Consider the following 12,891-nt stretch of genomic DNA (forward strand, 5'->3'; position numbering starts at 1 on the left):
TTTCCCACCCGCCGCCCATGCGGCCTTGGTTGCGTTGCCGAACCTGACGCCGAGCCCGCCGGGTCCGCACTGGCTCGCTGTCGCGACAGACGCTTGCCCACCCGCCCACCCGTACCACCCGGCTGCGCAGGCCGGGCCCCGACGCGGAGCGCTGCGACTGAGTGACCAGCACCGCCGCTACCACAGCGGACGCTTTCCCGCCCGCCCCCGTACCGCCCGGGCTTCGAGGCTGATCCCTCCGCCCGCAACCGCGCACCCGTGAAGGGCAACCCCCTTCCGCTGCGCCAAGACGCCCCCGGCCCTGGCAGTGGCTTGAGCCGGGCGGGGGCGGCGGGTGGGACCACGCCGGCGGGTTCGGGGCTCGGGGCCCGCTTCGGGCAGCGCCCAAGCGCGCCCGCCGGTACGTACGCCTGCCGCTGTGGGAACCGTCCCGCGGGGCGAGGGGGCCGCCCTGCGCACCCAGGTGCCGCCCAGCCCGACAGTGGCCTGGCCCGGGCGGGGGCGGCGGGTGGGACCACGCCGACGGATGGGGAAGCCCCAGCCCGTTGCGGCAGGCCCGGGCGGCGCCGAGCCGTGCGGCCCCGGCCGGGCCCGGCCCGCACCCGGGCGGGGCGGCGGGCGGGACCGAGCTGACGGGCTTGGAGGTCCGCCCCGCTACGGGCCGCGCCAGGGCAGGGGCCGCACCCGGGCAGTGGCAGTAGGCGGGCAGGAGCAGCAAGCAGGCAGGGGCAGCAAGCGGGCGGGGCCACCCCGGTGGGCCCGGGGGCCTCGGCCCCGCTGCCGGGCGCCCGGGGCCCGCCCTGCTCGGGCGAAGGGCGGTGTGCCCGGAGGCTCAGCCCTGGTGGGAGACCTCGCGGGCCGGCGCCGCCCCGGTGATCACTCGGCCCGGGCCCTGCGCGAGGCCGAGGCGGAGGTCGACCGCCGCGTCCGCCGCCGCCACGCCGAGGCCGAGGACCGCGAGCGCCGCCCCGGCCACGGCGGGGGACGTGGCGCCGAGGCCCGCGGCCAGGGCGAGCCCGCCGATCCACGCGCCCCCGGCGTTGGCGAGGTTGAACGCCGCCTGGTTGGCGGACGAGGCCAGGGACGGCGCCGCCGCGGCCTTCTCCATGACCATGAGCTGCAGCGGCGAGCCCGTGGTGAACGCGGCCATGCCGAGCAGCGCCACGCCCACCGCCGCGCTCCACTCCGCCTTCATGAACAGCGGGAAGAGGGCGAGGACGAGGACCAGCGACCCCAGGCCGCCGAAGAGCGTGCCGCGCAGGGAGTGGTCGGCGAGCCGCCCGCCCAGCAGGTTCCCCACCGTGGCGCCGACGCCGAAGAGCGCCAGCAGCAGCGTCACGCTGGCCTCCGCGAACCCGGCGGAGTCGGTGAGCATCGGCGTGACGTAGCTGTACGCGGAGAAGAGCGCCCCGAAGCCCGCGACGGTCGTACCGAGGGCGAGCCACACGGGCAGCGAGCCGAGCGCCCGCATCTCGCCGCGCAGGCCGACGGCGTCCCCGTGGCCGTGGTCGGCCGGGACGAGCAGCGCGAGCGCGGCGATGGCGGCGAGCCCGATCGCGCTCACGGCGAGGAACGTGGCGCGCCACCCGAGCTGCTGCCCCATGAGCGTGGCGACGGGCACGCCGACGATGTTGGCGACGGTGAGCCCGAGGAACATCAGGGACACCGACCGCGCCTTGCGCTCGGGCGCGACGAGCCCGGTGGCGACGACCGCGCCGACGCCGAAGAACGCCCCGTGCGGCAGGCCGCTGAGGAAGCGGGCCGCGGCGAGCAGGTGGTAGTCGGGCGCGGCGGCGGACAGCGCGTTGCCGACGACGAAGAGGACCATGAGGCCGATCAGGACCCGGCGCCGGGGCAGGCGCGCGGTCACGGCGGCGAGCAGCGGGGCGCCGATGACGACGCCGAGCGCGTACGCGGAGACCAGGTGTCCCGCTGTCGGGATGGATATGTGCAGGTCGTCCGCGACGTTGGGCAGCAGGCCCATCATCACGAACTCGGTCGTGCCGATGCCGAAGGCGCCCACGGCGAGGGCGAGCAGGGCCAGGGGCATGGAGACGTACTACCTTCCGGAACGCCCTCGGAGACGGAGGGACGGGGGAGATCAGGGGGACGGGTGCACGGGTGCGGCGGATGCGTTAGTTCACGTACGGAACAAAGGGTCTCCGACGGAGTATTCCGCAGGGGTGGAGAGAGATTCCACCGACCGCCGCGGCTCCCCTGGTCGACCGGCCTCAACGGCCCCCGCCGCTGTCTCGGCGACACCGCCCACACCGGCCACACCAGCCACACCGGCCACAGCCACCCTCACATCGCGTCACGACGAGACACCCGTCACAGATCCAGCCCCGCCGCCACCGGCAGGTGGTCGCTGCCCGTCTTGGGCAGGGTCCAGGAGGACACCGGTTCGAGGTCCTTGACCAGGATCTGGTCGATGCGGGCCATCGGGAACGACGCGGGCCAACTGAAGCCGAAGCCGTCGCCCGCGGCGCCCTGCGTGGAGCGCATCTGGGAGGTGACGGCGTTCAGGGCGCGGTCGTTCATCGTGCCGTTCAGGTCGCCGAGCAGGACGACCTTGCCGACGGTCTCGTCGGCGATGGCCTCGCCGAGGGCGTTCGCGCTGTCGTCGCGCTGCCCGGCGGTGAACCCCGCGTCGAGCTTCACCCGCACCGAGGGCAGGTGGGCGACGTACACGGCGACCTCGCCCTTCGGCGTGTCGACGACCGTGCGCATCGCGCGGGTCCAGCCCAGCTTGATGTCGACGGGCTTGGTGCCGGACAGCGGGTACTTGCTCCACAGGCCGACGGTGCCTTGCACGGAGTGGTACTTGTACGTGTCCGCGAGGGCCCGCTCGTACGTCGGCACGGCGGCGGACGTGAGCTCCTCCAGGGCGATGACGTCCGCGCCGGACGCGGCGACGTCGCGGGCGGTGCCGGCCGGGTCGGGGTTGTCGGCGTTGACGTTGTGCGTGGCCACGGTGAGGTCGCCGCCGCTGCCCGACTTGTCGGTGACGAGGCCGCCGAAGGCACTGAACCAGACGCTCACCGGGAGCAGCAGGGCGATCAGCGCGGTCGCGGACTTGCGGACGACGGCGATGACCAGGAGCACGGGGATGAAGACGCCGAGCCACGGCAGGAACGTCTCGGTGAGACTGCCGAGGTTGCCCACGCCGTTCGGGATCTGGGCGTGCAGCAGCATCACCAGACCGATCACGACCGCGAATCCCGCCGTGATCAGACCGCGCCGCCAGATGTCGCGGTCACCCCGCCAGCCGTCGAGGAAGCGGCGCAGGGGGGAGCCCTGGCGCTCGGGCCGCGAGCTGCCGCTGTCCGTCTCCGCCTTGTACGCCTGCGCCATCACTCTCGTCGCCTCACTGACTGCCGTGCACACCATCCCCCGCCCTTGAACCCTAGGCGATGATCCGGTGTCGTCCCCGCCGTCCGTGGACGGCCGTACGGACCCGAGGACGAGCGGGGGCGCACGGCAGGTTCCGGATGCGCCGGTGAGGTCCGCACTCTGTGACGAAACGCGCATATTGCCCGTGGGTCGCGGGCCACTTGGGGGGCGACACGCTAACATCCCGCGCCCCCCGAGGGGCTCATTCGACGGGCCGGAGCCCTTCGAGGACCGTGTCGACGATGCGTTCCGACAGTCCCTCGTCCAGCGGCGCGTCGAGGCGCAGCACCGTGCGCACCAGCATGGGGCCGACGAACATCTCGTGGGCGAGGACGATGTCGACGTCGGGGCGCAGCTCGCCGTTGTCCACGCCCCGGCGCAGGACGTCGTAGGCGCGCTGGCGCTGCGGCTCGACGACGGTGGCGTGGTACGCCGTCCAGAGCTTGGGCAGACTCTTCATTTGCGCGAACACGTTGTGCAGGAAGGCGGAGGAGCGCAGGTTCAGGCCGCGGCGGCGGATCTGTTCCAGGAGGGCGACGAGGTCGTCGCGCATGGAGGTGCCGGGCAGCACGGAGGCGGGGGCCTCCAGGGTGCGCAGGACGTCGACGAACAGCTCTTCCCTGCCGCTCCAGCGGCGGTAGATCGTGGCCTTGCCGACGCCGGCGGTGCGGGCGATGCGCTCGATGGACAGCTCGGCGAGCGGGACGCCCTCCTCCAGGAGCCCGATGACGCCCTCCAGGATCGCCCGCTCGACGGCCTCGCTCCTCGGTCGGCCTCGGACGCCGGCGCCCTTGGCGGCGGGGGCTTGCTCCACGGTGTCGACTCCTCTGCGGTGGACGGGGCTGCCCATTTTCCCTGGCCGGGCGGGCAGGGGTAGCCCCTGCCCCCGGGCTCCGGCCCCTGGGCGCCGCCCCACGCCCCCCTGCCCGGCACCGGCTCCCCCACCCCGGCGTCGAGCGGTACGCGCCCCCGGCATCGAGCGGTACGCGCCCCCGGCGTCGAGCGGTACGCGGCACCCGGCCGGGCCGCGTACCGGGCGCCGGGGTCAGCGCGGTGTGCCGGCGGGTTCCCTGTCGGCGGGGGCGGGGGTGTCCTCGGCCGGGGGCGTGGGCGCCTTGCCCGGCAGGAAGAGGGCGACGACGACCACGCCCACCAGCGCGACCCCGGCCCCGCACACCGCGGTGACGTGCATCGCGTGCAGGAAGGAGTCGTGCGCCGAGGACACCAGCGCCTCGCCGCGCGGCCCGAGCCGCGCCGCCGCGCCGAGCGTGGCCTCGATGGACTCGCCCGCCGTGTGCCGGGCGCCCTCCGGGAGCAGCCGCAGCTCGCCCTCCACCCCGTTGCGGTACGCCGTGGACAGCACCGAGCCGAGCACCGCGATGCCGAGGGCGCCGCCGACCTGCCGGAAGGTGTTGCTGAGCGCGGACGCGGAGCCCGCCTTCTCGCGCGGCAGCGCCTGCATGATGACGACGCTGGTGGGCGTCATGATGTGCGCCATCCCGGCGCCCATCAGGAAGAAGACGACCTCCAGGAGCCAGATCGGGGTGTCGGTGTCGAAGAGCGTGAACGCGGCGAGGGTCGCGGCGATCACCAGGAGCCCGCCCGCGCAGGTCGCCCGTACGCCGAAGCGGTCGACGACGAGCCGGGCCCGGGGCGCGAAGACGAGCTGCGCGGCGGCGAGCGGCAGCATCAGCAGCCCGGTCTCCAGCGGCGTGTACCCGCGCACGCTCTGCGTGTAGAAGACCGAGAAGAACGTGACGCCCATCAGCGCGAAGAAGACCAGCGCGATCGCGGTGATCGCCGCCGAGAAGACGCGGTTCTTGAAGTACGAGATGTCGATGGAGGGATGGTCGGCGCGCTTCTCGTACCAGACGAAGCCGACGAGCACGGCGAGGCCGGAGAGGGTGGTGGCGAGCACGGCCGGGTCGGTGAAGTCGGCGAGCTGGCCGCCCTTGATGATGCCGTAGACGAGCAGCACGAGGCCGATCACGGAGAGCACGACGCCGACCAGGTCGATCTTGCCGGGCTTCGGGTCCTTGGAGTCCGGTACGAGGACGACCATGAGGATCAGCGCGACGATCACGATGGGCACGTTGATGAGGAAGACCGAGCCCCACCAGAAGTGGTCGAGCAGGACACCGCCGGTGATCGGGCCGATGGCGACGGCGAGGCCGACGCCTGCCGCCCAGATGCCGATGGCCTTGGGCTGCTCCTCGCGCTCGAAGACGTTCATGAGGACGGCGAGCGTGGCCGGCATCACGAAGGCGGCGCCGAGGCCCATCACGCCGCGGAAGGCGATGAGTTCGAGCGGCGAGCCGGACTGCGCGGCGAGGGCCGAGCCGACGCCGAAGACGGCGAGCCCGGCGAGCAGCACCTTCTTGCGGCCGAGGCGGTCGCCGAGCAGGCCCGCGGTGAACAGGAGTCCGGCGAAGACGAGCGTGTAGGAGTTGATGGCCCACTCGAGCTCGCCCTGCGTGGCGCCGAGTCCGGTGGGTTCGGGGGTGGAGATCGTCTTGATGGCGACGTTCAGGATGGAGTTGTCCAGGACGACGATCAGCAGGCTGAGCATCAGGACGCCGAGGATCGCCCAGCGGCGCTTGTGGACGGCCTCCGGGATCCGGGGGGTGCCGGGGACGGCTGGTGTGGTCATGGAGATCAGCGTAGCCAGATTTCGATACGAGACCGTCTCGTATTGGAAAGGCTTTGCCAGGCTTTTCCCCGCCCGACACCCGGCGACACCGCGGCCACCGCGCCGCCCGAGAATGGCCGAAAGAGACCCCTCTAGCCTCCGGGCGGCACGCGATGCCACCATGGACGTGATCCGGGGACGCCGTCAGGGCGCCTCGAGACACAGAAGGAGCCGTTGCGATGACGCAGCTTTCGGCTGCCCAGAGCCCCGCCCCCGAAGGGCGGACGACCGACAGCAGCAAGGCGCTGTACGGCGGCAAGGGCACACGCCGCATCACGGTCCGCGACCTCACCGCCGCCAAGGAGCGCGGTGAGAAGTGGCCCATGCTGACCGCGTACGACGCGATGACCGCGTCCGTCTTCGACGAGGCCGGGATACCGGTCGTGCTCGTGGGCGACTCGGCGGGCAACTGCCACCTCGGGTACGACACCACCGTGCCCGTCACCCTCGACGAGATCGCCATGCTCTCCGCCGCCGTCGTCCGGGGCACCAAGCGCGCCCTGGTCGTCGCCGACCTGCCCTTCGGCTCGTACCAGGAGGGTCCGGTCCAGGCGCTCAGGTCCGCGACGCGCCTGGTCAAGGAGGCGGGCGTGGGCGCGGTCAAGCTGGAGGGCGGCGAGCGCTCGCTCGCCCAGACCGAGCTGCTCGTGCAGGCGGGCATCCCGGTCATGTCCCACCTGGGCCTGACCCCCCAGTCCGTGCACACCATGGGCTACCGCGTCCAGGGCCGCGGCGACGAGGCGGCCCACCAGCTCCTGCGCGACGCCAAGGCCGCCGAGGCGGCGGGCGCGTTCGCGGTGGTGCTCGAACTCGTGCCGGCCGAGCTGGCCGCCGAGGTCACCCGGTCCCTGCACATCCCGACCGTCGGCATCGGCGCGGGCGTCGACTGCGACGCGCAGGTCCTGGTCTGGACGGACATGCTGGGCCTGACCGGCGGCAAGATGCCGCGCTTCGTCAAGCAGTACGCCGACCTGCGCGGCGTCATGGGCCAGGCGGCGAAGGCGTTCGCCGAGGACGTGGTCGGCGGGGCGTTCCCGGCGGCCGAGCACTCCGTGCACTAGACCCTGCCGGGCCCTGCTAGGCCCTGCCGGACCCCAGACCTCAGAGACGGCGGACCGGCGGGCCGGCAGGGCCTGCGGAAGGGTCTCTTTTCAGCCACTGTGGCACCAACGGCAGCCCGTCGACCGTCCCCCGTCGGCGGGCTGCCTGCCGTGCGCGGGCGGCGCTTTGCACCGCCTCGTGGCGCTTGCCCCGTCTTATCGGGGGCCGGTCACCCCCGCGTCGCGGCACCGGCCGGTGACCGGTGTCGTCGGCCTGTAGGAAATCTGTCGGCGGATTGTCGGTGGCTCCTGCTCTGATGTACGGCATGACAGACATCCACAACAAGCCCCGACGGGGAACCGACGGCACCGGCAGCGCCGTCTCGGTACGGGGGCTGGTCAAGCACTACGGCGAGACCAAGGCACTGGACGGCGTCGACCTCGACGTGCGCGAGGGCACGGTCCTCGGCGTCCTCGGGCCCAACGGCGCCGGCAAGACCACGCTCGTGCGCTGCCTGTCCACCCTGATCACCCCGGACTCCGGCACCGCCGTCGTGGCGGGCTACGACGTCGTGCGCCAGCCCCGCCAACTGCGCCGCGTCATCGGCCTCACCGGTCAGTACGCGTCGGTGGACGAGAAGCTCTCCGGCTACGACAACCTGTACATGATCGGCCGGCTGCTCGACCTGACCCGCAAGGAGTCCCGCTCGCGCGCCGACGCCCTCCTGGAGCGCTTCTCGCTCACGGAGGCCGCCAAGCGCCCGGCGCGGACCTACTCCGGCGGCATGCGCCGCCGCCTCGACCTGGCGGCGTCGATGATCGGCAGCCCGGCCGTGCTCTACCTGGACGAGCCCACCACCGGCCTCGACCCGCGCACGCGCAACGAGGTCTGGGAGGAGGTCAAGCGCATGGTCCGCGAGGACGGCGTGACCGTGCTCCTCACCACCCAGTACATGGAGGAGGCCGAGCAGCTCGCGAGCGAGCTGACCGTCATCGACCGCGGCCGGGTCGTCGCGGGCGGCGGCATCGGCGAGCTCAAGGCCAAGGTCGGCGGCCGCACCCTGCGGATCCGCCCGGCCGACCCGGCGCAACTGCGCCCGACGGCCGCCGCGCTCGACGAGGCGGGCCTGACCGGCCTCGCCACCACGACCGTGGACACCGACGCGGGCACGGTCCTGGTGCCGATCCTCAGCGACGAACAGCTCACCGCGGTCGTCGGCACGCTCACCGCGCGCGGCATCACGCTCGCCGACATCGCCACCGAACTGCCCAGCCTGGACGAGGTGTTCCTGTCCCTGACCGGGCACCGGGCCAGCACCCCGGACACCGCGACCACCACGACCACCGAGACCACCGAGTACGAAGGGGCCGCCGCATGAGCGCCACCGCAGTCAAGGCGCCGCCCTCGGCGCCGGCCCCGCAGCCGACGAAGGACCAGGCCGACGCGCGCATAGGCCTGCGCGGGCACATACGCCACACCGGCGCCCTGGTGCGCCGCAACCTGCTGTGGATCAAGCAGGACGCGGAGTCGATGTTCGACGCCGTGCTGATGCCGATCATCTTCACGCTGCTGTTCGTGTACGTCTTCGGCGGCTCGGTCGGCCAGGCGCTCGGCGGCGGCCGCGACGAGTACATCCAGTACGTGATCCCCGGCCTGATGGCCATGATGGGGATGAACATGGCCATGGGCGTGGGCACCGGCTTCAACCAGGACTTCCAGACCGGCGTGATGGACCGCTTCCGGTCCCTGCCGATCGGCCGCTCCTCGGTGATGCTGGCCAAGATCGTGGTCGAGCTGCTGCGCATGCTGATCGCCACCACGATCCTGCTGGTCGTGGCGCTGATCATCGGCTTCTCCGTGGAGAGCGTGCTCGGTCTGCTCGCGGCCGTCGGGCTCGCCATGGTCTTCGGCATCGCCCTGATGTGGATCTTCCTCACCATGGGCGTCGTCATGAAGAGCGCCCAGGCCATCCAGGGGATGGGCTTCCTGGTCCTGATGCCGCTGCAGTTCGGCTCGTCGATCTTCGCGCCGACGCAGTCCATGCCCGGCTGGCTCCAGGCGTTCACGGACTACAACCCGCTGTCGTCCCTCGCGGACGCCGCCCGCGGGCTGATGAACGGCGGCCAGCCGGTGGCCCACGACGTGTGGGTGACCCTGGGCTGGTCGGTGGCCCTGACGCTGGTCATGGCGCCGATCGCGATCCACAAGTTCCGTACGAAGACGTGACGTCCGCCGGTACCAACGGCAGGCGTCACAGCCCCGCCGCGGCGACGGCCTCCTCCCAGGTGAGGCCGTCGCCCGCGGCGTACGCGGCGGCGTAGGCGGCGTCCCCGAGGGCGGCGCGGACCGTGCGCTCGGCGGCCTCGCGGACCTCCCGCTCGAAGCGGTTGCGCACGTGCCCGTGCGGCAGTCGCCCGTCGGCCACCGCGATCAGGCGGGCGGCCGCGGCGGCCCGGTCCGGGCAGGTCGCGGTCAGCGCGCGGGCCACGGTCCACAGGTGCCCGGCGAGCAACTGCGGCGCCACCACCAGCGACAGCGGGTCGGCGGCCTTCTCCAGGACCTGCCGCGCCCCCGCGAGGGCCTCCTCGTGGCGGCCCTCGACGGTGTCGAGCCAGGCGGCGACGGAGAGCACCACACCCTCGAACACGGCGAAGCCGATGGCCTTGAACTCCGAGCGCAGCAGCGTCAGGTGCTCCCGCGCCTCCGGCACCCGGCCGCTCATGCCGAGCAGCCCGACCAGGTAGATCCGGGCCGCGGGCAGCGCCCCCTCCATGCGGCCTGCGCCGCCTTCCGCCACCACCCCGCGCAGCAGCGCCTCGCCGCGCCCGGTCTCGCCCGCCTCCAGGAGCACCGCGCCGAGCCGGGCGGTCAGGAGCGACACCTGGGCCTTGGCGCCCAGGTCCTCGGCGTAGGCGATGGCGGCGCGGAAGTCCTCGGCCGCGCGCCGGTAGTCGCCGCGCCGCTCGTGGGCCTCGCCGCGCGAGGCCAGCGCCTCGGCCGTGCCCCAGGTGTCGCCGAGCCGGGTGTAGATCTCCAGCGCCTCGTCGGCGTCGCGGCGGGCGTCGCCCGCCCAGTCGACGCGGTTGGCCAGCATGTTCGCGCGCCACTGGAGCGCCCCGGCCAGCTCCCAGGTGTAGCCGAACGCGCGGCACGCGGCGACGGTCTTGTCGACGATCGTCCTGACCTGCCCGACGTCGCCGCCCAGCAGGACGGCGTAGATCCACATGGTGCCCGGGCTCCGGCAGGTCTGCGGCAGGCCCGGCCGGTAGGCCTCGCGGACGGCGCGCAGCTTCCGGGCGCCGTGCGGGGTCTGCCAGGCGGCCGGGTCCAGGTCCATGCAGGCCATCTGCACGAGGTGCACGCCGCGCCGGGCCTCCTGGAGCACCTCGGGGCGCATCGGCGGCGGGGCGTCGGTGCAGCGCTCGTGCAGCGGCTCCACCGGGGCGACGGGCGGGGTGAACGGGTCGGGCCCGAGCGCCGCCACCTCGCGGGACCAGTGCCTGGCCTCCGCCCGCAGGTCCCGCATCAGCCAGAACCCCGCCAGGGAGAGCACCAGGCACAGCGCCTCCTGCTCGTCGCGGGCGGCGACGGCGCGGCGCAGCGCGGTGCGCAGGTTCTCGTGCTCGGTCTCCAGGGCGCGGATCGCGGCCCGCTGGCCGTGGCCGCGCAGCTCGGGGTCGGCGCGCCGGGCCAGCTCCCGGAAGTGGACGAGGTGCGCGCGCTCGGCGGCGGCGCGCTCGCCCGCCTCGTCGAGCCGCTCGGCCGCGTACTCGGAGACGGTCTCCAGGAGCCGGTAGCGCATCCCGCCGCCGTCGGCCGCCGGGGCGGCGACCACGAGGGACTTGTCGACGAGCGAGCCGAGCAGCCCGGGCACGTCGCGGGCGTCGACGCGCGGCCCCTCGCCCGCCGGTCCGCCGGGGGACGCGCACACCGCCTCCGCGGCGGCCAGGTCGCAGCCGCCCGCGCACACCGACAGGCGGCGCAGCACGGCGCGTTCGGCGGCGTCGAGCAGGTCCCAGGACCAGTCGACGACGGCGCGCAGGGTCTGCTGGCGCGGCAGGACGGTGCGGGCGCCGCTGGTCAGGAGCCGGAAGCGGTCGTCGAGGCGGTCGGCGATCTGGCGCGGGGTGAGCATCCGCAGCCGGGCCGCGGCCAGTTCGATGGCCAGCGGCAGCCCGTCGAGCCTGCGGCAGATCTCGGCGACGGCCTCCGGGTCGTCGCCGACCCGGAAGTCCGGCCTGGCCGCCCGGCCCCGGTCGGCGAGCAGCCGCAGCGCGAACGGCTCCGGCAGCGGGTCGACCGGGCGCAGCACCTCGCCGGGGACGCCGAGGGGCTCACGGCTGGTGGCGAGCACGGTCAGGCCCGGGCAGTGCGCGAGGAGCCGGTCGGCGAGGCGGGCGGCGGCGTCGACGACGTGCTCGCAGTTGTCGAGGACGAGCAGCATGCGGCGCGGCGCGCAGTACTCGGTGAGCCGGGCCAGCGGGTCGCCGGCGTACCGCTCCGCGGCCGCGCGCAGCTCCTCGGCGCCCGCGCCGCGCAGCACGGTCTCGCGGGCGCCGAGGGCGGTGAGCACGGCCTCGGGCACGTCGTCCGGGTCGTCCACGGGGGCCAGCTCGGCCAGCCAGACCCCGTCCGGCGCGCGGACGCCCTCGGCGGCCTCCTGCGAGAGCCGCGTCTTCCCGGCGCCGCCGGGCCCGACGAGGGTGACGAGCCGCGCCCGCGCCAGGTCGGCGCGGATGGCATCGATGTCCTTGGCCCGGCCGACGAAGGAGGTGAGACGGGCGCGGAGGTTGCCGCGCGCCGCGGCGGCCGGGGGCCGGGCGGGCCACTCCGGCGGTTCCTCCGGCCGCGGGGCGTCGGCCGCGGCGCTCGTACGGACCCCGTCGGCGCCCGGCGTACCGACACCGTCCGCACCGGGCGCGGAGGGCCCGGACCGGGCGGGCACGGCTCCGAACGGCGCGCCCCCGGACGGCCCGGCTCCAGACGGCCCGGCCCCGGAAGGCCCGGCGCCGGAGGACACAGACTCGGAGGGCGCGACCCGCGGCGGTACGGCCCCGGAAGGCCCGGCCCCAGACGGCGCGACCCCGGAGGACACGGACTCGGACGGCGCGACCCCGGAGGACGCAGCTCCGGAAGGCCCGGCCCCGGACGGCCCGGCCCCGGAGGACACAGACCCGGAGGGCGCGGCTCCGGACGGCCCGGCCCCAGACGGCGCAACACCGGACGGCCCGGCCCCGGACGGCCCAGCCCCGGACGGCGCGCCCCCGGAGGACACAGACTCGGAGGGCGCAGCTCCGGACGGCCCGGCCCCAGACAGCGCAACACCGGACGGCCCAGCCCCGGACGGCGCGCCCCCGGTGGGCGCGCCCCCGGAGGACACAGACTCGGAGGGCTCGGCTCCGGACGGCCCGGCCCCAGACGGCGCAACACCGGACGGTCCGGCCCCGGACAGCCCAGCCCCGGGCGGCGCGCCCCCGGAGGAGGCGCCTCCCGACGGCCCGCCCCCGGAAGAGGTGCCCCCCGCGCGCACGCCGACCCCGTGCAGCAACTCCTCGTAGAGCCCGCGCAGTTCCGGCCCGGTGTCGGTGCCGAGGCGGTCGGCGAGGTCGCGGCGTACGTCGTCGTACGCGGCGAGGGCCTCGGCGCCGCGGCCCGCGGCGCGCAGTGCGCGCAGGCGCAGCGCCTGGAGCGGCTCGTCCAGCGGGCGCGTCGCGCACAGGGCGGTGATCTCCGGCAGCGCCGACTCGGCCGCGCCGAGGGCGACGGCC

At 74.5% G+C, this 12,891-nt stretch carries 8 protein-coding genes; 3 read left to right on the forward strand and 5 right to left on the reverse strand.

Annotated elements, in window-relative coordinates:
• Positions 1-832: 832 nt before the first annotated feature.
• The 4 genes from IE330_RS27055 to IE330_RS27070 form a co-directional block, all read right to left on the reverse strand.
• A complete protein-coding gene (locus tag IE330_RS27055; RefSeq protein WP_190138743.1) occupies positions 833-2,050 on the reverse strand; it encodes an MFS transporter in 1,218 nt (405 codons plus the stop codon).
• Positions 2,051-2,331: 281 nt separating this feature from the next.
• On the reverse strand, positions 2,332-3,357 hold the full coding sequence (locus IE330_RS27060) for an endonuclease/exonuclease/phosphatase family protein (protein WP_190138753.1): 1,026 nt from the start codon (positions 3,355-3,357) through the stop codon (positions 2,332-2,334).
• 238 nt (positions 3,358-3,595) lie between these two features.
• Positions 3,596-4,243, reverse strand: coding sequence for a TetR/AcrR family transcriptional regulator (locus tag IE330_RS27065; RefSeq protein ID WP_190138744.1), 648 nt, complete (start codon positions 4,241-4,243; stop codon positions 3,596-3,598).
• Positions 4,244-4,438: 195 nt separating this feature from the next.
• A complete protein-coding gene (locus tag IE330_RS27070) occupies positions 4,439-6,043 on the reverse strand; it encodes an MFS transporter (protein WP_190138745.1) in 1,605 nt (534 codons plus the stop codon).
• 218 nt (positions 6,044-6,261) lie between these two features.
• Here IE330_RS27070 and panB point away from each other — a divergent pair, with 218 nt between their 5' ends.
• The 3 genes from panB (at position 6,262) to IE330_RS27085 (ending at position 9,349) form a co-directional block, all read left to right on the forward strand.
• The gene (gene panB / locus IE330_RS27075; RefSeq protein ID WP_190138746.1) at positions 6,262-7,143 is read left to right on the forward strand and encodes a 3-methyl-2-oxobutanoate hydroxymethyltransferase; all 882 of its coding nucleotides are present in this window, start codon (positions 6,262-6,264) and stop codon (positions 7,141-7,143) included.
• 305 nt (positions 7,144-7,448) lie between these two features.
• On the forward strand, positions 7,449-8,501 hold the full coding sequence (locus IE330_RS27080) for an ATP-binding cassette domain-containing protein (RefSeq protein ID WP_229925961.1): 1,053 nt from the start codon (positions 7,449-7,451) through the stop codon (positions 8,499-8,501).
• On the forward strand, positions 8,498-9,349 hold the full coding sequence (locus IE330_RS27085) for an ABC transporter permease (RefSeq protein WP_190138748.1): 852 nt from the start codon (positions 8,498-8,500) through the stop codon (positions 9,347-9,349). The genes IE330_RS27080 and IE330_RS27085 overlap by 4 nt, the downstream gene beginning before the upstream one ends.
• A 25-nt stretch (positions 9,350-9,374) precedes the next feature.
• On the opposite strand, the gene IE330_RS27090 is transcribed toward IE330_RS27085, so the two are convergent.
• On the reverse strand, positions 9,375-12,891 hold a 3,517-nt coding region (locus tag IE330_RS27090; protein ID WP_229925962.1), incomplete at its 5' end, for a BTAD domain-containing putative transcriptional regulator.

Source organism: Streptomyces longispororuber, assembly GCF_014656095.1.
In the GTDB taxonomy this organism is placed as follows: Bacteria; Actinomycetota; Actinomycetes; order Streptomycetales; family Streptomycetaceae; genus Streptomyces; species Streptomyces longispororuber.

What these genes read in the sequence shown, in the direction of transcription:
- IE330_RS27055 (WP_190138743.1), bottom strand. Translation starts at nt 2,050, where the DNA reads ATGCCCCTGGCCCTGCTCGCCCTCGCCGTGGGCGCCTTCGGCATCGGC.
- IE330_RS27065 (WP_190138744.1), bottom strand. Translation starts at nt 4,243, where the DNA reads ATGGGCAGCCCCGTCCACCGCAGAGGAGTCGACACCGTGGAGCAAGCC.
- IE330_RS27085 (WP_190138748.1), top strand. Translation starts at nt 8,498, where the DNA reads ATGAGCGCCACCGCAGTCAAGGCGCCGCCCTCGGCGCCGGCCCCGCAG.
- IE330_RS27070 (WP_190138745.1), bottom strand. Translation starts at nt 6,043, where the DNA reads ATGACCACACCAGCCGTCCCCGGCACCCCCCGGATCCCGGAGGCCGTC.
- panB (WP_190138746.1), top strand. Translation starts at nt 6,262, where the DNA reads ATGACGCAGCTTTCGGCTGCCCAGAGCCCCGCCCCCGAAGGGCGGACG.
- IE330_RS27080 (WP_229925961.1), top strand. Translation starts at nt 7,449, where the DNA reads ATGACAGACATCCACAACAAGCCCCGACGGGGAACCGACGGCACCGGC.